The sequence below is a fragment of the Paenibacillus sp. RS8 genome, assembly GCF_041956825.1.
Taxonomy (GTDB): Bacteria; Bacillota; Bacilli; order Paenibacillales; family Paenibacillaceae; genus Paenibacillus_AQ.
In genome coordinates, this window is the sequence record NZ_CP168131.1 from 2,435,084 (window position 1) to 2,460,948 (window position 25,865).

Below are 25,865 nucleotides of genomic sequence, written 5' to 3' on the forward strand. Positions count from 1 at the left end.
GTAATTCTGACGCCTTGGATAAACTGAAAGCGCATACTTCCTTTGGAAAGGAGTCCAACGATATGAACTTTAATCTTAACACGGTACCCTTCAGCCGAAGAGGCACCTTTCTGGCTATTTCTGAACTACCTGAATCGGATGTCAGGGCGGAGGGACTTTACTTACGGACCGTGCGTGGTGGGGATGATAAATTTGGTGAAGCTTTTCAAATTGAACTGCTGGATGAGAGTAATCAGTATATTCCGTACGAGGCTAAGGCAGAGCCTGCACTGCTTCGATTGAATACGGATACCGACAATATCTATGCGGAGATCTGTATCACTGATGGCCGTACGGTCCGTTTCAAGAGCAGAGGATGTGGCATTCGCCTCACCTTCCGTACCTCAGCCTATGATTATGCTTATGAACACAGCGCAGGCAGTTGGGAAGTAAACAGCTTCACCCATGAATGCCGGTTCATGCTCACCCGGTTAACCGGGGCTCTCCGGATGGAGGTACCTTGGGACAAAATCAAAAGTTCCCGCATTGTGGCGGAGTTCATCCCCGAAGCGGGTACGGAAATTGCCGAGTTCGCGGTGGAAGAATTCCGCACGGTATGGGAACGGCGTGATGACTGGACACCATGGGAGGAAGCGGTACTAGCGGTGCAACAGGAATATGGCCAGTGGCTGGGTGCCAGCTTGACCGTTCCCGAACGCTGGCAAGACGGCCGTGAACTGGCGGCTTATATTACCTGGTCCTGTCTGGTTCCCGCGGAAGGATGTTTGACCCGGCCAGCAATGTATATGTCAAAGAACTGGATGACGAATATTTGGAGCTGGGATCACTGCTTCAATGCGATGGCTCTGGTCAGACATCACCCGGAGCTGGCCTGGGACCAGTTTATGATTTTCTTCGACCGCCAGGATGAGAGTGGCCTGATTCCGGACTTTATCAACGACAAGTACGAGCTTTGGAACTGCAACAAACCGCCTATTCATGGCTGGACGCTGGCCTGGATGATGCAGCGGACGGATTATATTAAGGAATCCCACCTTCGTGAAGTGTATGGGCCCTTGAGCAAGTGGACGAACTGGTGGTTCCATTACCGGGATAACGACAAGGACGGTATACCACAATACAATCATGGAAACGATTCGGGTTGGGACAACAGTACTGCCTTTAATAACGGGATTCCGGTGGAGAGCCCAGATCTGGCAGCATTTTTAATCTTGCAGATTGAACTGCTTGCCGAAATTGCCGGGCTTCTGGGGCTTACCGACGAAAGTACCGCATGGAGACGATTAGGCGAGGAGACCCTGGAGAAAATGCTGCGTCATTTCTGGAAGGATGGAAGGTTCACCGCTTGCCGTTCTGGAACTCACGAAGTATCCGACGGCGACAGTCTGCTGCTCTTCGTGCCCATTCTGCTTGGCAAGCGGCTGCCGGAGCCAATCCTGCGCGCACTGCTGGATGGCCTGCGGGATGAGAGCCGATTCTTGACGTCGAACGGCTGGGCTACAGAGAGTGTGAAGAGCCCTTACTACACGCCGGATGGCTATTGGCGGGGCCCGATTTGGGCACCATCAACTATGTTACTCGTGGAAGGTGTGGCCGCGGCGGGGGATGTTGAACTGGCAAGCGAGGTAGCCCGCCGATTCTGCAATATGCTGAACAAGAGTGGCATGGCCGAGAACTTCGATGCCCTGACGGGTCAAGGGCTTCGCGACAGGGCGTTTACTTGGACTTCAAGTGTCTTCTTAATCCTAGGGTACGAGTATACAACTTAAAAACATACGGGCACTTCCTCCTGGTCAAGACCGGTGTGAGGGGAAGTGCTTTCCCATTTTCCGAGATATTCCCGAGTGTGCTAGTCCGTGCTACACTTCAACTATAAAAAGAAATATATAAGGCGGGGATGAGAAGTCATGTGGAGTCATTTCTTTAAGAAGTTATATCATCGCTTCTCTATTCGCTCTTATTTCAGCATCCGGACTAAGCTGCTCTTTTGCTTTCTTATTGTCGCGATTATTCCGCTACTGTCACTGGGAGCCTTGAACTATTATCAATCCGCTATAGTCATCAACTCTCAATTCGGGAAATATGGGGAGAACACCGTGGCACAACTTGATCAGCAGATCAGCTCCGCTTTGAACCGGATGAATCAGACGACAGGAACAATCTATTCGTATCTCCTTGATCCTGCACGGGCGGGACTAGGTGATCACGTTCCAACTACGTATCAGGAGATTATGGATAAAGATGACTTCGAGGCGCTGCTTAAATCACTTAAGACGGATCTGACAAGAGGTATTTATCTGATTACCCGCTCTGGCTATTACTATGGAGAGAATAATCTGGATGTCAGTAAGCTTAATGATATCCCCGCCTGGCGGGCCATTACTTATTCATCCAAAGGGCCCTATTGGCTGGGCTTCTATCCTATGAATCATGGCATGGAAGCTTCGGATACCGGAGAACCTATACTGGGGCTCGCTGTACGGATTAATAATCCGGCTGGAACCCAGCATGGAAGCACGATCTTAATAGAAGAGAATGCGCAGGTTCTTCTAGATATGTTCCATATGTTTGAGGAAGATACCAAAGCGCATTTGACGATAACTGGTTCTGAAGGGCAACCCATTTACCAGTCAGATTCTCCATTCACTCCAGACGATAGTGACGTGGTGTGGAATAGGACACTGGCAGCCAACGGATGGAAGATTGAAGCAAGGCTGCCGGCCAAAGCATTTTATTTTTCCTCGAGCCTGATCCGCTCCAACACAGTACTTGTAGCCATTGTTTCTTGTCTACTTGCCTTTGGGCTAGCTTATATATTCTCATCGAAATTCACAGCTCGAATTCGCAGGCTGAAAGACTCGATGCAGAAGGTCAGCTTTGGCAAGTTACACACGAGGACTCTGGTGGAAGGCAAGGATGAACTCGGTAGTCTGGATACCAGCTTCAACCGTATGGTGGGGGGGATTCAATCCCTTGTGCAGGAAGTGGAGCAGAGTGAGCGGCTGAAGAAAGAGGCAGAGCTTAAGGCATTTCACTACCAAATTAATCCACATCTGCTCTTCAATACGCTGAATTCTATCCAGTGGAAGGCAAGGCTCCAAGGGGCAGAGGATATCCGCCAGATGCTCTATCATCTGACGATGGTGCTCGAAGGTAATCTGGATATCTCTCAGGAGTTGATCACGCTAGGACGTGAACTCCGCATGATTGAGCATTTTCTGAAAATACAAGAGATCCGTTACGGGTCCGCATTCAGTTATGAACAGACATGTGACGAAGAGTTTAAGCCGTATCTGATTCCCCGTATGACCCTTCAGCCGCTCTTCGAGAACATCTTTTTTCATGGATTTGAAGACGGGAAGGGGAACATCTCGTTAAGTGTACGGGAGGAAGGCGAGCATCTGTTGTTAACATTGTCTGATGACGGTGCAGGGATCACTGCAGAGAAGCTGAGGGCGCTTATGCTAGCAAAGCCGGAAAGCAAACCGCAGGGACGCGGAGGACTCGGCGTTCAGAATGCGAATCAGAAGTTCAAGCTTCATTTCGGACAGCAGTATGGCTTGACGGTGCAATCCACGAAAGGTGAAGGCACTACTATCGTAATTCGGTGGCCCAAGAAGGAGGAGAGTCCGCATGGAGACAACCAAGACCATTAAAGTGTTAATTGCAGATGATGAGAGTATCGTGCGAAAAGGACTTCGCTCTACAATTCCTTGGCATAAGTATGGGATGGAAGTGGTGGCGGATGCGCCGAACGGCCTTAAAGCCTGGGAAGCCTATCAGACTCACCTGCCTCAAATAGTGATTACCGATATCGTCATGCCGGAGATGAATGGGATTGAACTGTTACGCAAAGTTAAAGAAGTCGATAAGGACACTCGGATTATTCTGCTGAGCTGTCACCGTGACTTCGAATTTGCTCAGCAGGGAATTAAGCTTGGGGCTTCAGGATATCTGCTTAAGACGGCCTTTGAAGATGAAGAGCTGGAAGGAATGCTGGAGAAGTTCCAGAGGGAGCTGACATCGTCTGCTCCCGTAGCGGATGCTGAAACAAGCCAAATCTATGGAGAACGGCTGGGCTCTCTCTTGTTTGCCTGGCAGAGTGGACACAGCAGCAAATTTGTTGACGAAATAGATAAGCTCATTAGGGAGAAGCTGCCGCTGAATAGGGAACCCTTGTACATTTATCTGATCAAGACCTGCGGATGCAATTGTACTTTCCTGGATCTCATCAAGCTTAATGAGGATCAGAATAGCCGGATGCCCCACAGCACATCTGTTACCATCCCTTACGGCGAGGACCTTTGCTACTGGATTGTACCTGGTGATGAGCTGGAGATTGCGGACAGTATGCTCGTTCAGATGAAAAGCCAAATCGAGAAGCTGAAATGGGCTAAGAGAGGACCGCTGGGCAACGCTGAAGATTTAAGCAAGGCCTTCATGGCGCTTCATAAGGAAGCGGAAGTGGAGAAGCTGCATGGTATTTCGTCTCAGGACTGGCCTGAACCGATATGGAAGGCCGTGAAGCTTCTGCATGAGAACCCTGGAGCGGATTGGTCGGTTAGCGATTTGGCGAGCCAGGTGGGACTTAGCCGAAGCCATTTCTCGATCTTATTTAAGAAGACGGTTGGCGACAGCTTTGTGGCTTTTCAATATAAAAGGAAGCTTAAGCTTGCCAAGGCATTGCTGCGGGATACGCAGTTGACGATGCAGGATATTGCGGAGCGGACAGGGCTGGGCGACAGTAAATATTTCAGCAAATGGTTCAAGCGCTGCACGGGCCAGACGCCTAGTTATTACCGCATACAACAAAAAGACGCCGTGATTCGAACAGATGGGCACCCTGATCTGTAAATCGAACAAAAGTACGCAAACATTCGAATAGATATCGGTTTTGAACCGCTTTCATAAAAGTTAAGATGAAAGCGGTTCAATTATTATTACCTCATTCAAAGGGGAGGCTGCCACAGTGAAAAAGAAAATTTCTCTTATTGTACTTGCCACTACGTTAATGGCAACTATGGTCACAGCTTGCGGGGGGAACAGTGAGCCTTCATCATCCACAGGTGCTGCAGGCTCTGGGGAGACGAAGACGCTTCGTTTTGCGACATGGGATACCGGAGACGCGCTCAAGATTGAGCAAGACATCGCCAAGAAATTCGAAGCAGCCCATCCGGGCACGAAGGTTCAGGTAGAGGCTTATGCAGATGGTTTTGACCAGAAGCTTGCCGCCGGATTCGGGGCAACCAATCCGCCAGATGTGATGTATATGTGGGATTTCCCGACCTATCATCAATCCCTGGAACCACTGGACAGCTATTCGAGCAAAGATAAAGAATTGAACATCGAAGATTTCTATCCGGGATTGTTCAACTATGGAAAAATTGACGGCAAGCTATATGGCATTCCGGCAGGGTTCACCACACGCGTGGTCTATTACAACAAGAAGTTGTTCGATGATGCCAAGATCCCTTATCCGAAGGATGGATGGACATGGACGGAGTTCCAGGACATCGCGGCCAAGCTCAGCGATAAGTCGAAGAAGCAGTACGGGTTCGGGGTTCGGGCAGAGAACGATACGTATGACCTTCAGAGCTTCGTATGGAGCAACGGAAGCTCGTTCATCTCTGATGACGGGAAAACGATTGAAGGATTTATGAACAGCAAAGAGACAGCTGAGTCTATCCAGATGCTCGGCGACATGGTTAAGAACGGCTCCGCTGTGCTGACCGGAGGCAAAGGCCAGCAGAGCGGAGATGACATTTTTAAAGCAGGTAAAATCGCTATGTGGGAGAGCGGTATCTGGCCGCTGGAATCGTTCAAGACGGCAGGCATAAATGTAGGTACGGTCGAAATCCCTGCGTTCCCGGGCAAACCGGTCAAAGGCGTGCTCGCGGAGTCCGCTTTGTCCATAGCCAAGGATTCAAAGCAGAAAGATCTGGCCTGGGAATTCGTGAAATTCTATGTATCTAATGATTCGATCAAGATGCGTGTGGCAGATCTGCCTGTAAGGGTCAGTGTCGTAAACGAGCTGAAGAAAGATCAGGACCCGCTCTATAAACCGTATTACACGATGCTGGAACGTTCCAGCAATACACCTGCGTTCCTGCTCAATCCGAAATGGAATGAAGTGAACCGCCAGCTCTCTGCTGCGGTGGAAGCGGTTATGCACGGCAGCAATGCCCAGGAAGTGCTGAATCAGGCTGTTAAAGATAGTCAACGTTATTTGAAATAACACATTTACAGAAAGAAGGTTAAGAGATGGCTCAGACCTTTCTGCATCAAGCAGGGGAGCCTATGGCCCAGCTCAAGCCTACACGAAAACGTAGTTGGGGTAGGGCTGTTCCCTACCTCTTCATTTTTCCTTGGATCTTCGGATTCCTCGTGTTCACCTTGGGGCCATTGTTATTTTCCCTTATCATCTCTTTTTTTGATTGGCCGATTGTCGGCGAAGTACACTTTATCGGGTTTGGCAATTATGCGGAAATGTTTACGGATGACCCGTTATTCTGGACCTCACTCGGGGTCACCCTCAAATTTGCAGCTCTGTTCGTTCCATTGAACATCATTGTGGCGCTTGGGCTTGCGATTCTCTTGAATCAGAAGACACGGGGCAGTGCTATATTCCGAACCGCCTTTTATATTCCCTCCGTTATATCCGGTGTCGCTCTGGCTATGATCTGGTCTTGGGTGTACAGCGGTGATTACGGGATTCTGAATTACTTCCTGTCCCTGATCGGTATTCAGGGCCCTGATTGGCTCAACGATAAGCAATGGTCATTAGTAGCGATGGTGGTCGCAAGTCTCTGGGGACAAGGCTCGATGATGCTGATCTTTCTGGCTGGCCTCAAAGGGATTCCGAGAGATCTTTATGAATCCGCTTCCATTGATGGGGCAGGTAAGCTCAGACAATTCTTCAGTGTGACGATTCCGATGATCACTCCGACGATTTTATTTAACTTAATTACATCCATCATTGCAGCCTTCCAGCAGCTGACTCTGGCTTTATTGCTGACCGGAGGCGGTCCAATGAAAGCAACCTATTTTTATGCCATGTACATGTATGAGAATGCGTTTAAGTATTTCAAAATGGGATATTCGGCAGCTAACGCCTGGTTTATGTTCCTGATCGTGCTCGGCTTGACCTTTCTTGTGTTCAAATCCTCGGAAGCCTGGGTGTTCTACGAAGGTGAAATGAAGAAGAATCCTCAGGAGAAGCTGAAGGCTCAAGGAAGGAGACGTTCTTTGTGAAGAAAATACTCGTATACGTTCTGCTGCTCTTTTTTTCACTGTTGTTCATAGCTCCGCTGTTCTGGGCGGTTACGACTGCGCTCAAGTCACAGTCCGAGCTGTATCTTTTTCCACCTAAATGGATTCCTTCTGTATGGAAGTTCAGCAATTTTTCAGAGGCGTGGAACATTCAACCTTTCAATATGTTTCTGAAAAATACACTGATTATTACCATCCTGTCGACGTTTGGTCAACTGATTTCATGCACGCTCGTAGCCTATGGATTCGCCAGATTTCAGTTCAAGGGCAGGGACTTTCTATTCTTGGTTGTGTTGGCAACCATGATGATTCCCTGGGAAGTCACTATGATCCCACAGTATATGCTGTTCAACGTTCTGGGATGGATTAATACGCTCAAAGCTCTTATTGTACCGTCTTTCTTCGGGTCCGCCTATTTCATTTTCCTGCTGCGGCAGTTCATTCTCACCATCCCGCGGGAGCTAGACGAAGCAGCTACAATCGACGGAGCCAATAAGCTGACCGTATTAACACGGATTATTGTCCCGCTGATGGGGCCTTCGCTGATCCTGGTCGCTGTGTTCCAGGTTATGGGATGTTGGAATGATTATCTGGGTCCGCTCATTTTCCTTAACGACCAGACGAAATATACATTGACCCTAGGGCTCTCACAGTTCAAAGGGATGTACGGTGTGGATATGCAGTCCATTATGGCGATTACAGTTCTGATCTCGATTCCGCCGCTGGCAATCTTCTTTTTCGCTCAACGCTACATCGTTGGCGGCATTGCGACTACGGGCATCAAAGGTTGATTCGCCGCAGCAGGTTCGGAAATCTAATAACAGCTCACAGCGCAGAGTAGAGTAGAGAAAAGAGAGGAGAAATGAACCATGTCACAGCAAACTATCAGGAGGGATTGGGAGGATCTTGGCATCCTTCAGCGAGGGCGGGCCAAAAGCCGGGCCTACTTCATCCCCTATTCTGACTGGTCAGGGGCACTAACTTACAATAGGGGAAGCTCCCCCTGGTTCAAATCCTTGAATGGCATATGGAAGTTCAATTATGCAAAAGGACCAAAGTGGGCTCCGGATTATTTCTACGAGGAGGCGTATGATACTTCCGGCTGGGATGAGATTCAGGTTCCGGGGCACTGGCAGCTACAGGGATACGGAACTCCACATTATACGGACCTATATTATCCGTTTCCGGCAGACCCCCCGCATGTGCCTGACGAGAATCCAACAGGCAGTTATGTTAGAGAGTTCATGCTGCCTGAATCCTGGAACGGACGGAATGTCGCCATTAAGTTCGACGGGGTGGATAGTGCGTTTCATATCTGGGTAAACGGCAAACCGGTCGGATACAGTCAGGGCAGCCGCCTAACCTCAGAATTCGATCTCACTCCTTATGTGAAACCGGGCCACAATACCTTAGCCGTTAGAGTGTACCAATGGTCGGACGGCAGTTATCTGGAAGATCAGGATATGTGGTGGATGAGCGGAATTTTTAGAGATGTGTATCTGCTCTCCGAGCCGTCTTCGCTCCGCATTGCGGATTATCGGATTATAACGGAACTGGATGAATCAAGCCGTGATGGGATCTTGTCTGTTCATGTGGACATACAAGGGGAAGCTGCTGAACAGGGCAGTCTGCGGCTTGAACTGCTTAAACGAAGTGGTGAATCTGTTGTATGGGCTGAGGATCGGGTTACTGCAGGAAAGAATGTGCAGCTTATAATGCCGGTAGGACAGCCGGAACTGTGGAGTGCGGAATCCCCCAATTTGTACCATCTGAAGATCACTTTGTTGGATGAAAGTGGAGATACGGTAGAGATGACGGCTCAGCGGGTTGGATTCCGCACAGTTGAGGTGCGCGGCGGTCAATTTCTGGTGAATGGAAAGGCGATTCAACTCAAAGGAGTCAACCGTCACGATCATCACCCGGATACAGGTCGCACAGTCACCGTCTCCACCATGCTACAGGACATCAAGATGATGAAGCAGCACAATATTAACGCTGTAAGAACCGCGCACTACCCGAATGATCCCCGGTTCTATGATCTGTGTGATGAGTACGGCTTATATGTTATGGAAGAGACCGATCTGGAGACACACGGATTCGAACTGCTAGGCAACATTTCCAGACTCAGCGATGATCCTGCCTGGCAGGAAGCCTACGTGGAGCGCGTTCAGCGAATGGTCGAGCGCGACAAGAATCATCCTTCCGTGATCTTCTGGTCGCTTGGGAATGAGTCCGGCTTCGGCTGCAATTTCCGGGCGATGGCGCAGTGGTGCAGAGAAGCTGACCCAACACGGCTTATTCATTACGAAGAAGATCGCGAAGCTGAGGTCTGCGATGTGGTAAGCACGATGTACTCCTCCGTTGAGAAGATGGAAGGCTTCGGTCAGTTGACTGACCATCCGAAGCCGCATATTCTGTGTGAATTCGCTCATGCCATGGGCAACGGCCCCGGTGGATTAAGACCTTATTTTGATACTTTTGAGAAGTACGATAGACTGCAGGGCGGCTTTGTGTGGGAATGGATTGACCACGGGCTGAGCTGGAAGACGGCAGATGGGAAGGCTGATTATGCTTATGGCGGGGACTTCGGGGATGTGCCCAATAACAGCAACTTCGTCATAGATGGTCTAGTCCGGCCAGACCGAACGCCATCACCGGGCCTGCTTGAATATAAGAAGATTATCGAGCCGGTTCGGGTCGAGTATATAAGCAGGAACAAGGTTAAAGTGATTAACCGTTATGATTTCCTGACACTGGATCACCTATATGCTGATTGGAGCATTACCAAGGATGGACGTACCGTTCAAAGTGGGGTTCTTGCACTGCCAGAGATTAAAGCGGGCGGACAGGCAGAAGTGGAGATTCCTTATGACCACAGTCTTGATGCTCTCCTTTGCAGTGAGGATGTGGAACAGTGGCTGAACATCTGCTTCTCGATCGCAGCTGACTGTCTTTGGGCGGAGCAGGGGCATGAAGTGGCTTGGGGTCAGTTTCTAATGCAGGATGAGTTGGGAAATCGTGTTGGAGATAATCATCCAGGGCATTCAGATGACCATTCCAATGCTGCTATCGGGATGAGAAGTCAACAGATCAGGCGGAATCTTCAATGCACAGAAGCTGCTGGGCAGATCATTCTCGCAAATGAGGACTTCCGTATGACCTTTGACACGCGGAGCGGGCGAATCGATTCGCTTCGTCTGAATGGCAAGGAACTAATGAAAGCCGGACCGCGGCTGAATTTCTGGCGTGCGCCGATCGACAATGACATGTATGTGCTGCCGGACTGGCGCAAAGCACACCTGGACCGGCTAACAGAACGTGTTGATGAGGTTAGCTGGGCCCGGCTTGATGAAGGGGCTATCCGCATCACTGTGAGTTCAAGGATTGCTCCGCCAGTTTTTGATTGGGGTTTCCGGTGTGTAATCACCTATACCGTAACCAGTATAGGGCAAATCACTATGGATGTGCAGGGCACACCGGAGGGGAAACCGCCAGAAATGCTGCCTAAGATTGGACTCCAGATGGAGATTCCGGGCGACATGGATCGAGTGAAGTGGTATGGCCGGGGACCTGGTGAGAATTATTCGGACAGCAAAGAGGCAGGCCGTGTTGGAGTGTACACAGCTTCAATTGATGGACTATTCACTCCATATATATATCCGCAGGAGAATGGGAACCGGATGGATGTCAGATGGATATCCGTCACAGACGCATCCGGACTTGGTCTACTTGCTGCGGGTATTCCGACGCTTGAATTCAGCGCGCGCCGTTATACGGACAAGGATCTTGAAGAGGCACAACATGCAAGCGAGCTTGTTCCGCGTGACTTTGTCACACTGAATCTGGATTACCGGCAGAATGGGCTGGGCAGCAACAGTTGTGGACCTGTCCAGATGCCGAATCATAAGGTAACCTCGGAAGCTTTTACATTCCGTATTCTACTCATTCCGTTTTTATCAGAAGATACCACGCCAGAGTGGCTTGCTAGACAAATGCTGTACGGGTTACCACAATCGCATCAATGAGAGGAGGGGACAGCATGCTCCACACACAGGATGTACTCAATTTAAGCGGAAAGATAGCTGTTGTTACCGGAGGTGCTTCAGGTATTGGCCTTGCTACGGCCGGACTGCTTGCGGATTTCGGAGCACATGTGGTTGTGCTGGACATCAATGTAAGGCAAGGGGAGCAGGCTGTTCATGAGATGAAAGGGCGGGGAAGGGAAGCAAGCTTCCACCGCTGCAATGTTTCCTCTTCGGAGGACTGCAAGCGTGCTGCCTCAGAGATTGAGAACGCGTACGGCAAAGTCGATATTCTGTTCAACAATGCGGGGATTATCCGCCGTAAGACCGTTGTCGAGCTTGAGGAAGCCGACTGGGATCTGGTAATGGATGTATCACTTAAGGGAGTTTATCTACTCTCAAAATATATAATCCCGGTGATGGAGCGCGGAGGCGGTGGCAGCATCATTAATACCGGCTCCGGCTGGGGCCTTAAAGGCGGCGATCGTGCCGCTTCCTACTGTGCAGCCAAGGCTGGAGTGGTCAATCTCACCCGAGCCATGGCCATTGACCACGGTCCCGCGAACATTCGCGTGAACTGCGTGTCCCCAGGCGACACGGATACGCCGCTTTTACGCGATGAAGCCAAGCAGCTTCAACAGGACGAAGCTACTTTCCTCGTAGCCTCTGCTGGGGGACGTCCATTGGAGCGATTGGGTACACCACGTGATATCGCAAATGCGGTATTGTTCCTAGCTAGCGATCTGTCTTCCTGGGTCACTGGAAGCGTACTTGTTGTGGATGGCGGCGGCATTGCCTAACGGTTAAAGAAATAAATACTTTAAATCAACCTTTTAAGGACGGAGGCGTTAACCTTGTCTGAACACAGAACTTATGCCCATCCCTATATCCCGAATACAGCACCGGAAGTCCGTGAGGCAATGCTGAAGGAAATCGGCCTGAGCTCCGTCGACCAGCTGCATGATGCAATTCCAGACAGTCTGAAGCTTAAGCGGGAGATGAATCTTCCTCCAGCTATGAATGAATATGAGCTTCGTCGACATATCGAGGCTCTGCTTGCGAAGAACAAGAATGGCGCCGATTATATCAACTTTCTCGGGGCTGGCTGCTGGCAGCATTTCGTTCCGGCTGTATGCGACGAAATTAATCAGCGCTCGGAGTTCGTGACGGCTTATGCAGGAGAGCCTTACGAAGACCACGGCCGATTTCAGTCCTTATTCGAGTATCAGAGCCTGATGGCCGAACTCGTCGATATGGACGTAGTTAATGTCCCTACCTTCGACTGGGCACAGGCAGCCTCCACGGCCATCCGAATGGCTGGTCGGATTACAGGCCGCAGGATTGCGCTGCTCTCCAGATCCGTCGATCCGGATAAAGCCAAGATCATTACCAATTACTGTACACCTGTAATGGAGATTAGGTACGTGGAGATTGATCCGGTGACAGGAAAAATAGATTTGGATGATCTGCAGGGCAAGCTTGAGGAAGGAACGGCGGCGTTCTACTTCGAGAATCCAGGTTATCTCGGAATTATTGAGGATCAGGGTGCTGAAATATCTGAGCTTGTGCACGCGGTAAATGCTATCTCTATTGTGGGCGTTGATCCGATCTCCCTTGGCGTACTGGAACCTCCAAGCCGTTATGGCGCTGATATTGTCTGTGGGGATTTGCAGCCGCTGGGCATGCATATGAACTATGGTGGGGGTCAAGCCGGATTCATCGCTACCCGGGATGAAGAGACTTATGTGATGGAATATCCGTCCCGCTTGTTCGGTATTGTTCCTACTGAAGTGGAAGGTGAATATGGCTTCGGTGATGTAGCCTATGAGCGTACATCCTTTGCCCAACGGGAGAAGGGGAAGGAGTCGGTGGGAACACAGACAGCCCTGTGGGGAATTACCGCCGGAGTCTATCTATCCCTGCTTGGACCAGTGGGGATGCAGGAAGTTGGGGAGACCATTATACAGAAATCTCAATATGCGGCGAATAAGCTGTGTGCCATTCCCGGGATCTCTTTGCGCTTTAAAAATACAGCCTTTTTCAAAGAATTTGTCTTAGATTTCAACGAGACTGGAATATCTGTTGCTGAGATTAACAAGCATCTTTTGGAAGTAGGGATTTTCGGAGGAAAAGATCTATCCTCCGCATATCCCCAGTGGGGACAATGTGCTCTATACTGCGTAACTGAAATTCATATGCAGGCAGATCTGGACCGGCTTGCCTCAGCTATCGAGAACATTGTCTGCAAGAATTAATAGTACAGAAGAGTAGGAGGAAAGCCATGAAACGGATTCGTAGAGATCATAAGGTGCGCCGCTTTCACCAGGCCAAATGGGATGAACCGGTGATCTTCGAGCTTCACCGATCGGGTGAGCGCGGAGTGATCCCGCCGGGCACCGAGGCTGGGATTGCCAACGTTGTCGGTCAAGGCTCCGCCCGAATTCCATCAGCGATGCGGCGAAAAGAAGCACCGGCGCTGCCCGAGATCGGTCAGGCCAAAGTTCTTAGGCATTATTTAAGACTCTCTCAAGAGACTTTGGGTTCCGACCTTAACGTAGAGATCGGACAGGGGACATGTACGATGAAATATATTCCCCGTATCAATGAAATGCTTATACGTACCCCAAATCTGATGGAACTGCATCCTCTGCAGGATGCTGGATCCGTTCAAGGAATTCTGGAAATCTACTATAGGCTGGATCAGGCGATGCGTGAAATATCAGGGATGAATGCTTTCTCGTTCCAGCCAAGCAGCGGCACTCAGGCCTTGCTGACCATGGCTTCCATTGTACGCGCATATCATGATTCACGTGGCGAGGGAGAACAGCGGGATGAGATCATTACGACGATCTTTTCACATCCGTCCCAAGCGGCGACCGCAGCTGTTAAAGGATATAAGATTATTACACTGCATCCTGACGAAGACGGATTCCCGGATCTGGAGAAGCTGAAGAATGCTATTTCTGAACGCACGGCGGGTTTCGTCGTGGCCAATCCGGAAGACACAGGTATATACAATCATCGTATCCGTGAGTTCACGGACGTGGTTCATGAAGCAGGAGGAATCTGCTTCTACGATCAGGCGAATGCGAATGGACTGCTAGGTATCACCCGGGCCAAGGAAGCCGGGTTTGACATGTGCTTCTTCAACCTGCATAAGACCTTTGCCGCACCTCACATGTGCGGAGGGCCGGCTACAGGCGCTCTTGGGGTAACCGATTCCCTTAAGCGTTTCCTGCCTGGTCCGCTTGTTGAATGGGACGGTAGTCGTTATGTCCTTGTAGAGCAAAGCGGTGATAGCATCGGCAAAGTCCGCAGCTTCCACGGCGTGGCCCAGACTGTACTTCGTTCCTACGCTTGGATTATGAGCCTGGGGCCAGACGGTCTTAAGAATGTGGCCCAAATCGCTGTACTGAATAATAACTACCTGTATCACAAAATTCTGCAAATCCGCGGAGCCAGCGCTCCTTACATCAAAGGTCGACGTCTTGAACAGGTAAGGTACAGTTGGAAGCAGCTTACGGATGAGACTGGGGTAACGACAGAAAACATTACCCGCCGGATGTGTGATTTCGGCCTGCATTATTGGACATCCCATCATCCGTACATCGTTCCGCAGCCGTTCACCCTGGAGCCGACTGAATCTTATTCGAAGGAAGATCTTGATGAATATATCGAGGCGCTGACCCATATTTCGAATGAAGCTTACACGCAGCCACATATCGTCAAATTAGCTCCGCACAACAGCACCGTTCACCGGAATGTGGAATCTTCTCTTGATGATCCTGCAAAGTGGTGTATTACATGGCGGGCTTATCTAAAGAAGACACAGCCGGAATAGGGCTTGGTCCCTACAATTAAAATATACATTTGAAAGTAGAGGGGCTCCGTTTGGAGCCCTTCCTATTTGACTGTATCACCAAAGAAAGGGGTTATGGGTATGTCTGGGTATATGAGGAACTTGCTGCGTCTGTCTGTCGGCGTCCGCCGGTTTCTTATGACCGAAGCCATGTATGGCATCGGCATCGGTATGTATTCGCTAGTTCTTAACTTGCATTTGCTGTCCAAAGGAATGAAGGAGGATGAAATCGGGCTGCTCATGTCCATAGGTATACTGATGATGGGTGCATTGGCTATTCCTGTATCCATATCGGCAAACCGTATAGGTCATAAAAAGCTGCTAGTATCCGGCATCATGTTTATAGCGGCAGGAAGTGCACCTTATGCGATTGGCAATCATTCCGGCATATTCTATTTGGCTCAAACTTTGGTCTCGATTGGCCTTACTCTTGTGGAGACGACTGAGGTGCAGTTGTTATTTCACTATTGTGCCTCGCGCAAGGAAGAAGCGAGTGCCTTCTCCCTGATGTTTGCCGTGTTTACTGCATTTACAGGGGCAGGAACCCTGGCTGCCGGATACTTGCCGAATTCGACTGATAGTGGGGATGGATATGGGCTTACGCTGCTGCTTGCTGCACTGGTTTTCGTTGTTCACAGTATGATTAGAGGACTGTGGCTTCCCTCTGAAGGGAGGGAAAGTGAAACGGTTAGAACCTCTGAAGTTCTGGAAGTGAACCATGAAGTCTCTAGCTTGAGGAAAAAGCTGCCTTCCGGCACACTCTGGCTGTTCTCGGTATTCATGGCCCTGCTCGGAGGAGCGATAGCCATCACTGGGTCATTTCTTAATGTAATTGTGAAGTACAGACTGAATTGGATGGATGATAAAGTGTCCATTCTGCTGGCGGTAAGCGGAGCTGTTTTATTTGCAGCTTCTTTAATGACGCCTTACGTATTAGAGCGTTTTGGCCACAATGTGGCCATCGTATCTGTCTTTTTGCTTAACATACTCGTGTTCGCCTTATTATCCTGGGCTATGCCGATCTGGATGTTCACAATCGTGTTTCTAGTTCGCGGGGGAGGGCTTACAATGCTGTCTAATCTGCTGGATAGTCAGTTGATGTCTGCCTTTAAGGAGAGGGAGAGGAATCTCTACGCAGGGATGAGATCCGTATTTCGGAGCCTCGGATCATCCGGCGCTGCTCTGCTTACGGGATGGATTTTGATTGGACAGGATTATGAAATCCCCTTTTTTCTGACATCTGTAGTATTGCTTCTCTGTCTGGTCTATTACATCTGGTTCATACGCCCAATTCTGGATAAAAGGCTGAAAGAATGAATGGCTGAATACAACGTTTAAGCTTGCAGCGTACCGCTTCTATTTGAATAAAAAAGCTATGCAAGTTATACTTTGATGAGAAATACGGACCCGCTTATCCTTTAACAGATCCGTCCTTAATAAGGTAGGGATCTTATTTTTCGTAGGTATAATTTCATTCAGATATGGAGGCGTAACCTTGCAGCTAATTAATCAATCCGAAATACAAGAGAGGATCGACCTGCTTAAAGATCAGGATCTATACATCCATCTTGAGATGACGACGGGAGCATACGCTGCCCATTTCGATAGTTCAAAGCATCCGGCAGCTACTTTCATTACTAATGCTGTGATTCGATATTCTCATGGTTCAATTTCCGGTAATGGGCCTTTTCGCGTCGGCTTAAAAATGTCGCAGGGCTGGATATACTCGGAAGGACTAACTCACTTTGAAGAGAGTGAGACAGAAAGATTGATTCTGGCCGGGCATGACAGTCAAGGCAAACTGGTTGTATCTTTACAATTAAGCCGGGAGCCGTTCTAATGGTAGAGGAGATGAGGAGTTCAGTGGAAAGACATATTCTAGTTATATTACCGCATCCGGATGACGAGGCCTTCGGTATATCAGGAACACTTGCCAAGCATGTGCAAAACGGCACCCAAGTCACCTACGCTTGTCTGACACTTGGAGAAATGGGCCGGAATATGGGCGTTCCGCCATTCGCAAATCGGGTAACCCTCCCACAGATACGCAAAAAAGAACTGGAAGAATCCTGCCGAGCGATTGGTATACAGGATTTAAGAATGCTTGGTTTCCACGATAAGACGATTGAATTTGAGGATCAAGCGCTGCTTGACAGCCATATTGATGCGCTTTTGAAGGAGCTTAATCCCTCATTGATCATAACGTTCTATCCGGGGTACAGCGTTCATCCCGATCATGATGCTGCCGGAGCTGCAGTGGTTCGAACGGTTGGAAGAATGCCCAAGGCAGAGAGACCTCCTGTTCACTGTATAGCTTTCGCCAATAATATTGAAGAGATTGGAAAGCCTCAGGTTATCATCGATGTGAAAGATTTCCTGAAGCATAAGATGGCATCCATTCAGGTGCATAAATCCCAATTCCAAGCCGCTGAACTGTTAGGCAGCAAAACGCTAGAGGATAAAGAAATCCAAGATCGTTTTGGAACAGAACATTTCTGGATCTATCCATTTGAATAATACTTTCATGAACAGAACTTTTAAGCGGCGTTCAGTTGTCGGTATCTTACCGATGACAGATCGTCGTTTTTCTATGGTAAATATTCAACTTTTCAGAGAGGCACGATGGGGATTGCAAGTGAGGTCTTAAGCAGTGGGTAATTTGACCTAAATAATTACTAATGAATATCCGATATAGAAGATATTATCAATTGAAAGGTGATTATATGCGGATAGGTCACAACATCACATCTTTAAATAGTTTGAACAGATTAAATAAAAATAATAAATCTATTTCAAGTTCACTAGAGAGACTATCATCTGGACTTCGTATAAATATAGCAGCAGATGATGCTGCGGGATTAGCAATTTCGGAGAAAATGAGAGCACAGATTCGTGGATTAGCTCAGGCGGAGAGGAATACACAGGATGGTATTTCACTAATTCAGACTGCTGAGGGTGGACTTGGAACTATACAAGATCCTAATCTGCTAAGACTACGAGAGCTTGCAATACAGGCTTCAAATGATACCTTAACAAATTTTGATCGAACATTGATTCAAAAAGAAGTTGAACAGATAAAGCTTGGGATAAATGATATTGCCAATAACACTCAATTTAATGGGATTCATTTATTGAATAATGACCTCGAAGTAAACACGAATGTTACGCCTGTACAGGGCAATATAAGTACGAATTGGACAGCTAACATACCTGCCAGAGATTTATCTAAGACTTCGGATGGAGGTTACGTCGGAATAAGAATTCCCGGTAATAATCCTTTCAAATTAGATAGTATGGGTAATCTGGTTTGGTCACAAGCAATTCCTAATATGGATGTGTATAGTATTAAGGAATCTAGTGATGGTGGTTATATTTTATTAGGAAATGATTTCTCAGCAGGGGTACTTTCCGATCAAAGGATTAATATAATTAAATGGGATGGGAATTTGAATGAGCAGTGGAGAGCAGGAGTATCTGGCGTCTACTCCATTATGGGAAATGAAGTAATTGAGACTGGTGACGGTTCCTTTATTGTGGCAGGTACGGGCTCTGGTATTCAAGTTTGGGATGGTCTAGTGGCTAAATTTAACAGCAGTGGTGTTCAACAATCCACCTCGATAGTGGGTTCTTCACAATCCAATCCTGTTGGCTATGGAAGTGAAGAATTTAACTCTATTATTGAAACGGCTGACGGCGGTTATTTGGCTATTGGTTCATCAAGTCTCCAACTAAATGGTTCTTATACCGATAAGACAAGCTGGGCTGTGAAATATGATAGCAATTTAAATCCGTTATGGGACACACGAGTCGGTGCTGCTGGGGATGATGAAGGTTACCGGGCCATTGCAACCAGTGATGGAGGGGCCATAATTGTTGGTTCATATAACGACTCTACTAAAACTAGTGGATTAATCTATAAACTAGACAGTAGTGGAAATGTATTGTGGGAGAAGAATATCTCAAATCAAACTTCCAACTCCAGTCAACTTACTAGCATTACAGAAATGAAAGATGGGAATTACATCGTTGGAGGAATAGTAGATAATAATTATCGTCTTTCCATTTTTGATCCACAGGGAAATGAATTGGCTAATGTCAATCTAAATGGCGGGGGCTCTACGGACAGATTAAATAACATTATTAGTAATGCTGACGGAAGTTACACTTTTTCAACTACAACTGGGATAACAAATTTCAATGTATCTTACGGATCAAATCCTAGTACCACATATGATTACAAAACACTAAATCTACAGGTGGGGGCTAACGCCGGGAATAACTTCGCTGTTAAATTAACAGATGCCAGAACTACTGCTCTGGGAATTGCGGATATCGATCTTTCAACCAGACAAGGTGCCGAATTAGCGATTTCGAAAATAGACAAAGCTATAAATACCGTTTCATCCAGACGTTCAATGTACGGCGCGTATCAAAATGCATTAGAACATATCCATAATAACCTAAGCAACTACGAGGTAAACTTAACAGCAGCTGAATCACGAATAAGGGATGTGGATATGGCAAAGGAAATGATGAAGCTTACCCAATACAACGTCTTATCCCAAGCATCACAAGCCATGTTGGCTCAGGCCAATCAACAGCCTCAAGGCGTATTACAGTTATTAAAGTAAAAGTGTTTAATAGAGTCTATGCCATTTTGGGCATGGGCTTTTTTAAAATTTGTTGTTATTTGTTTATCAGTCCTATTAGATAACTCTAGAAAACAGGAACAGAAATGATTTACAAAAAAATACACAAAGATTATGATATTTCCACAGGCAATTATATCCTTTTTTTCCTAAACTTTTGTTTGGACTAAATAATTGGAGGATCAAATGAAAAAGCACGACAAAATCATTTCCTTCATCTTCATACTTTTTATGATGGTGACGGCTATTTACTGGGCAATTACGACCGAAAGTTGGACCGTGATGGGCACCCTTGCATCCGTGATCTGTTTCGTACTTTTTGTATTATTGGGGCTTCGCACTATCCCTGTTTTGACAGCATTTGTGCTGGCGAACCCGGCCCTTGAAGTGACTCAGGAAATTAGAGAGCGGGATAGAAGGCGCGCTTGGCTTCGAATTATTGGCTGGATATTGGCGAGTCGTATCCTGCTTATGCTCATTGGTTATGCATTTTTAATTATACAGAATGGTTATTCAGGGGGTCTGTTTAGCAAGATTGCCGAGACTTGGCATATATTCGGGATCGATGCTTCACATTATTTAGGGATTGCAGAGAATGGATACGTGACGGAAGGAGATCCGAAGTACCATATTGTGTTTTTTCCTTTCTTTCCAAACTTAATTAAAGTAGTTCAGGTATTCGTAGGGAATTATCTTGTTGCTGGATTCATCGTTTCAAATATCGCTTCTATTGTTGCCGCCTTGGTTGCTTATGAGCTTGCAGCACTAGACATGCATCGTAAGAATGCCATGCGAGTCGTGAAGTATATTTTCATATTCCCTGCCGCGTTCTTCTTCTTCATTCCGATGACAGAAGCGCTATTTCTGGCTTTATCTTTAATGTGTTTATATTTTGTGCGAAAAAAAGAATGGCCCATCGGATGCTTATGCGGTGCACTTGCAGCGTATACTCGTTCTCCAGGGGTGCTTCTGATTGTACCGGTTGCCATTGAATTTGGAAGGGATCTGATAGGCAATTATAAATTACTAAATAAAAAAGCGTTTATACATAGAATCACCACTGCCGTTGGCTGTCTCGCTATCATATCAGTAGGTTTGCTGGCTTATCTGTATATTAATTACTACGTTACGGGAAATGCGTTTCAGTTTAGTATTTACCAGCGGGAGCATTGGTCTCAACGGTTTTATCTCTTTTTTGATACCGTAAGATATCAGATGGAATATGCTGTGGGCACTTTTAAGAGTGGAGATCATCGTTCTTTCCTTGGGATGTGGCTGCCCAATTTAGTCGCTATATTCTCAGCACTAGTTATCATGTTTAGGGGTGCAAAAAAGATCCGACCTTCATACACCGCCTATTTCATCGTGTACTTTGCATTCGTAGTGGGTGCTACCTGGCTGCTCTCAGCCCCACGGTATTTGCTTGTTGCATTTCCGCTAGCTTTTGCTGCTGTTGCGCTTACGGAAGACAAATCAAAGGATGTTGCGCTTACTGTATTTTCAGTTGTGGGGAGTATATTGTATTTAGCGATGTTTGTGGCAGGATATCCAGTGTATTGAGGACCCTTTCATTTTTTTATATTTTAAGCTAAAATGATTGAAACTGGTTTCAAAAACTGTCCCTATCTGGAGTGAGTGTAGAAATGGCAAATATTTTAGATGTGGCGCGTTTAGCAGGAGTGTCTAAGACGACCGTATCCCGAGTAATAAATAACTATCCTCATATTTCAGCAGATAAAAGAGAATTGGTATTAAAAGCAATGGAAGAGCTTGAATATACCCCGAATCTCTCAGCAAGAAGATTAAGAGGACAAGTGACAACAACGATAGCTGTCGTAGTTCCTAGAATAGTGAATCCTTTTTTCTCCTATTTAGTTGATTCCATAGAGAAGGTTGGTTACAAAAATGGCTACCAAACCTTGATCTGTCAGACTAATGAGGATAAGGAGAGAGAATTAACCTATTTAAATTTGTTGAAGACCAAACAAGCGGACGGCATCATCATGGCATCCATTGAGAATGATTGGAAAGTCATTGAACCGTATACTGAATTTGGGCCTATTGTGTTATGTAATGAATATGTGAGTAATGCAAAAATTCCGATGATTCGGCTGGATCAATTTAAAGGTACATACTTAGGAATCAAGCACTTAATTGAAAGAGGTCACCGTAAAATTGCTTACTGTACGGGAGGTCTGTTTACCGAGGCCGGGAAAGATAAAGACCGTAACCTAGGTTATCAAAAAGCATTGGAAGAGGCCGGGATTCAAGTGAATCCTAACTGGATTTTGGTCAACCAGCATACCATTGAAGATGGGAAAAGAGTAATGAAACTCTTGCTTGAAATGAAGGATCGTCCAACCGCTGTGTTTACAGGCAGTGATGAAATTGCTGGTGGTTTGATGATGGCTGCGAAAAAGGAAGGGTTAAGTATCCCACGGGATCTGGCGATCATTGGTTTCGATGACCAGCCCCTCGCTGAAATGTTGGATCCCGCATTAACGACAATACGGCAGCCTATAGAGCAGATGGGGCGTAAGGCAGGGGAAGTTCTTATGGAGATGCTGGATGATTCCAATGTAGAGCCAGTTACTTATGAGCTTCCGGTTGAACTGGTAGTTCGAGAATCTACGTAACACTGATAAGCGAATTTGCAATGCAGACTCGCTTTTTTATTTATCTTTATTGGTATCGATACCACATTTAAGGGATAAACAATTAACTGAAATCACCTTGTTTATCAGTAGTTGTTCCGAATAATTTATAAACTTAGCTTTAAATTGTATTGAAACCGATACCAAGTGATGTTACAATACAGGCAAGAAAGCTTTCTAGTATATCAGCCAGTTGAATTTATGAAGAATTTTTTTAACTAATGAAAACGGTATCAATCTGATGTTCAGACTTTTATAGGGGTCTAGCATATAAAAAAAGCACAAAATGGAGGGGTTTTGTTTGAAAAAGATATCTGTTTTATTATTTGTTCTTTTGCTTGCTGTTTCGTTGACAGCTTGTGGTGGATCCAACGGAGCGGGGTCCAGTCCGGCAGCGAACTCGAAGGATGAGCAGGTCAGCATAATTATTACGAACGGTAAAGGTGAAATCGCTTCCCAATGGGAACAAGCGGCTAAAGACTTCATGGCAGCGAATCCGAATATCAAGGTTGAGGCTGTCTCTGGAGCTGTTGGTGATACCGTTAATTTGCTGGATAAACTTACGGCATCCGGTAAAACGGTAACTATGGCAATGATGTCCCCAGATTCCATTGTGAACAAATATAAAGATTTCGGTATAGATCTTTCAGGTGAGAAGTGGAATGAAGATACGGTTTACGGCGTTAAAGACGCAGAGGGGAAAATTGCCGGTTTTCCATTTTCAATAGAGGGCTTCGGTCTCGTGTACAACAAGAGTGTACTTGATAAGGCCGTTGGCGGTACCTTCGATCCGCACACTATCAATACTCGTGACAAGCTAAAAGAATTATTAGATCAAATTAAAGCTTCCGGTGTAAAATATCCGGTTGCTTATCAAACCGAAAACTGGTCCGTAGCGAACCATTACAGTACACAGTTTGTGAATCAGGCAGAAGATCCGAACACGATTGTAGAGCAACTAAAAGCCGGAACATTTGATTTAGCAAGTAATGATGTTTGGAATGGTTACTACGATACGATGGATCTGCTGGTATCCAAAGAATACAACAAATACGGTGAACGTCCACTGGGCAAATATTACGATGATGCGCATGTAAGTGTGGGTAAAGGGGAATCAGCTATCCTGTTTAACGGGAACTGGGCTTATGATTCATTGCAGGCGGTTAGTGGAGAATCCTTCGGATTTATACCTGTCCCAGTGGATAACAATCCAGACAATCCGCTGAACAATAAGATTGCTGCAGGGCCAACTAATATTCTAGTGATTAATAAAGCGGCAACCCCGGCTGAGCAAGAAGCAGCTAAGAAGTTCCTGAACTGGCTCGTTTATGATGAAAAAGGTCAAGATTTTCTGGTGAACCAGTCTCAAGTCGTCTCAGCCTTTAAGAACAACACTATGAAAGTGAATAATCCACTCGGATCAGCGATTGCGGATGCTGTGGTAGCCGGCAATACGATGCCGTTCAGCTCAAACTATGTGAAGGTCGAAGATTGGGGCAACATTCTTGCACCGGATATTCAGAAATATATCGCCCAAAAAGAATCTCGTGCCGATCTTGCCAAAGCTATTGAAACCTATTACAAAAGCCAAAAGTAATTAATCATTTGCTGAATTGCGGGAAGCGGGTTGGGATGACTCTCGCCTGTTTCCTCCTTTAAGCAATTAGGGGTGTGCTAAACGTATGATATCAGAAAAACGTCTGATCAAACGAATGGGCAACCAGTTATTTTTCACCGGTCCCACGATCATTTTCTTTACGATTGCCGTGCTGATTCCTTTTGCATATGGATTATATCTGACCTTTACCAATATGACCTCTCCATTAAATCCAATAGAGTTCTCAGGTTTAGCTAACTATAAGACAGCATTTACGGACTCTAAGTTTTGGGATTCTCTTATATTGACCGTTAAGTTTGTCGTAACAACCGTTATTATCATCAACATTCTCGGCTTTGTTTTGGCTTATTTAGTGACTTCCGGAGTGAAGATGCAAAATTTCTTCCGAACATCTCTGTTCACACCGAATCTGATCGGCGGCTTGATTTTAGGTTACATCTGGCAGTTTATATTCGTACAAACTATGCCTTCTATCGGTGAGAAGTTCGGGATAGAGTGGTTGCGTTTAGGTTGGCTAGGGGATGAACATTTGGCTTTCTGGGCCATTGTTATTGTGTCAATCTGGCAATCGGCGGGCTATATGATGATCATCTTTGTGGCTGGTTTAGTCAATGTGCCAAAAGATGTAATGGAAGCAGCGACGATAGATGGTGCCAACGGCTGGCAACGTTTGAGAAAGGTTACTTTGCCGCTGATGGTTCCTTCCTTTGTAGTAACGATCTTTTTAACTCTGAAGAATGCCTTCATGGTTTACGACGTTAACTATTCTCTAACGGCAGGCGGACCATATGATAGTACAACCATGGTATCGATGCATGTGGTGAAAAAGGCCTTTGTCGAAAATAATTATGGCGTTGGTCAAGCAGAAGCCTTTGTATTATTTGCTATCGTTGCAGTTGTTACCGGCCTGCAGGTTTATTTCAGTAAGAAATTGGAGGTTACTGCATGATGAGTGCTAGACGAAAAACTTCCGTGATTCTGACGTATTTATTTTTAATTGTGTTTTTCATTATTTTTGTTTTTCCATTCTTCCTTATGATCGTCAATTCCTTCAAGAGCAATGGTCAAATTCTCGAAAGCCCTTTTTCACTGCCGACCAGCTTAAACTTTGGGCATTTTGCTGAAGTCATTGATAAAATGAATTTTTTTGTCTCGTTTAGAAATACAGTCGTAGTCACCTTTTTCAGTGTCCTATTCATTGGTGTTTTTGCAGCAATGACCGCCTATTACATGGTGAGACATTCGACTAAATTCAATAATGGTTTTTTCGCACTAATGGTGGCTTCCATGATTATTCCGTTTCAGTCCATTATGATTCCTCTGATTTATATCTACGGGGCAAAACTTCACTGGATCGATGCAGCGCCTATTCCATTATTGATTATTCTTTACATCGGCTTCGGAAGTGCGTTATCGGTATTTATGTACCATGGTTTTGTGAAGTCGATTCCTTATGAGTTGGAAGAAGCGTCTCTGCTGGATGGATGTAATCGTAGACAGACATTCTTTAAGATTGTACTGCCTATGTTGGCTCCAACATCAGTGACCATTGCGATTCTGAATGTGTTATGGATTTGGAATGATTATCTGCTACCTTCACTGGTACTGACTAAGGATAACCATTTTACAATGCCTATTAAGATGAAGGTGTTTAACGGAACGTACATGAATAACTGGGAACTGTTGATCCCAGCACTACTGTTAACGATCCTGCCGATTCTTATTGCTTATTTGTTTGGTCAACGTTACATCATAAGAGGCGTCAGCCAAGGCGCTATTAAATAAGATAAAGAA

General features: G+C 46.5%; 19 protein-coding genes. All 19 read left to right on the plus strand.

All coding sequences use genetic code 11. The annotated features are described in order from the left end of the window. Window positions 1–62 precede the first annotated feature (62 nt). Window positions 63–1,769: an amylo-alpha-1,6-glucosidase gene (locus ACDZ28_RS12235; protein WP_375104796.1), complete on the plus strand. Its 1,707-nt coding sequence runs from the start codon at window positions 63–65 to the stop codon at window positions 1,767–1,769. A 138-nt stretch (window positions 1,770–1,907) separates the two neighbouring features. Continuing rightward, window positions 1,908–3,656, plus strand: coding sequence for a sensor histidine kinase (locus ACDZ28_RS12240; RefSeq protein ID WP_375104797.1), 1,749 nt, complete (start codon window positions 1,908–1,910; stop codon window positions 3,654–3,656). After that, window positions 3,634–4,854, plus strand: a complete 1,221-nt coding sequence (locus ACDZ28_RS12245; RefSeq protein WP_375104798.1) for a response regulator — start codon at window positions 3,634–3,636, stop codon at window positions 4,852–4,854. The genes ACDZ28_RS12240 and ACDZ28_RS12245 overlap by 23 nt, the downstream gene beginning before the upstream one ends. A 157-nt stretch (window positions 4,855–5,011) precedes the next feature. Beyond that, window positions 5,012–6,235, plus strand: coding sequence for a sugar ABC transporter substrate-binding protein (locus ACDZ28_RS12250; protein ID WP_179085840.1), 1,224 nt, complete (start codon window positions 5,012–5,014; stop codon window positions 6,233–6,235). A gap of 62 nt (window positions 6,236–6,297) precedes the next feature. Further along, window positions 6,298–7,251, plus strand: a complete 954-nt coding sequence (locus tag ACDZ28_RS12255; RefSeq protein WP_076286178.1) for a carbohydrate ABC transporter permease — start codon at window positions 6,298–6,300, stop codon at window positions 7,249–7,251. Next, a complete protein-coding gene (locus tag ACDZ28_RS12260) occupies window positions 7,248–8,060 on the plus strand; it encodes a carbohydrate ABC transporter permease (protein ID WP_375104799.1) in 813 nt (270 codons plus the stop codon). Before ACDZ28_RS12255 ends, ACDZ28_RS12260 begins: the two co-directional genes overlap by 4 nt. A 78-nt stretch (window positions 8,061–8,138) precedes the next feature. After that, entirely contained in the window at window positions 8,139–11,294 is a 3,156-nt protein-coding gene (locus ACDZ28_RS12265; protein WP_375104800.1) for a glycoside hydrolase family 2 TIM barrel-domain containing protein, read from the plus strand. A 14-nt stretch (window positions 11,295–11,308) separates the two neighbouring features. Continuing rightward, complete coding sequence (locus ACDZ28_RS12270; RefSeq protein ID WP_375104801.1) at window positions 11,309–12,091, plus strand: SDR family NAD(P)-dependent oxidoreductase; 783 nt, start codon at window positions 11,309–11,311, stop codon at window positions 12,089–12,091. Window positions 12,092–12,145: 54 nt separating this feature from the next. Beyond that, window positions 12,146–13,546, plus strand: coding sequence for an aminomethyl-transferring glycine dehydrogenase subunit GcvPA (gene gcvPA, locus ACDZ28_RS12275; RefSeq protein WP_375104802.1), 1,401 nt, complete (start codon window positions 12,146–12,148; stop codon window positions 13,544–13,546). A 26-nt stretch (window positions 13,547–13,572) separates the two neighbouring features. Beyond that, entirely contained in the window at window positions 13,573–15,132 is a 1,560-nt protein-coding gene (gcvPB, locus tag ACDZ28_RS12280) for an aminomethyl-transferring glycine dehydrogenase subunit GcvPB (RefSeq protein ID WP_375104803.1), read from the plus strand. Between the two features lie 99 nt (window positions 15,133–15,231). Next, complete coding sequence (locus ACDZ28_RS12285; RefSeq protein WP_375104804.1) at window positions 15,232–16,467, plus strand: MFS transporter; 1,236 nt, start codon at window positions 15,232–15,234, stop codon at window positions 16,465–16,467. Window positions 16,468–16,645: 178 nt separating this feature from the next. Beyond that, complete coding sequence (locus ACDZ28_RS12290) at window positions 16,646–16,990, plus strand: YojF family protein (RefSeq protein ID WP_042124189.1); 345 nt, start codon at window positions 16,646–16,648, stop codon at window positions 16,988–16,990. 23 nt (window positions 16,991–17,013) lie between these two features. After that, a complete protein-coding gene (gene bshB2 / locus ACDZ28_RS12295; RefSeq protein ID WP_375104805.1) occupies window positions 17,014–17,667 on the plus strand; it encodes a bacillithiol biosynthesis deacetylase BshB2 in 654 nt (217 codons plus the stop codon). A gap of 206 nt (window positions 17,668–17,873) precedes the next feature. Further along, window positions 17,874–19,781, plus strand: a complete 1,908-nt coding sequence (locus tag ACDZ28_RS12300; protein WP_375105342.1) for a flagellin — start codon at window positions 17,874–17,876, stop codon at window positions 19,779–19,781. 204 nt (window positions 19,782–19,985) lie between these two features. After that, on the plus strand, window positions 19,986–21,359 hold the full coding sequence (locus ACDZ28_RS12305; protein WP_375104806.1) for a hypothetical protein: 1,374 nt from the start codon (window positions 19,986–19,988) through the stop codon (window positions 21,357–21,359). Between the two features lie 83 nt (window positions 21,360–21,442). Then, the gene (locus ACDZ28_RS12310; RefSeq protein ID WP_339244921.1) at window positions 21,443–22,435 is read left to right on the plus strand and encodes a LacI family DNA-binding transcriptional regulator; all 993 of its coding nucleotides are present in this window, start codon (window positions 21,443–21,445) and stop codon (window positions 22,433–22,435) included. 319 nt (window positions 22,436–22,754) lie between these two features. After that, window positions 22,755–24,050, plus strand: a complete 1,296-nt coding sequence (locus ACDZ28_RS12315) for an ABC transporter substrate-binding protein (protein ID WP_375104807.1) — start codon at window positions 22,755–22,757, stop codon at window positions 24,048–24,050. Between the two features lie 85 nt (window positions 24,051–24,135). After that, window positions 24,136–25,020, plus strand: a complete 885-nt coding sequence (locus ACDZ28_RS12320; protein WP_375104808.1) for a carbohydrate ABC transporter permease — start codon at window positions 24,136–24,138, stop codon at window positions 25,018–25,020. Beyond that, a complete protein-coding gene (locus ACDZ28_RS12325; protein WP_341115822.1) occupies window positions 25,020–25,856 on the plus strand; it encodes a carbohydrate ABC transporter permease in 837 nt (278 codons plus the stop codon). The genes ACDZ28_RS12320 and ACDZ28_RS12325 overlap by 1 nt, the downstream gene beginning before the upstream one ends. The last annotated feature ends 9 nt before the right edge of the window (window positions 25,857–25,865 follow it).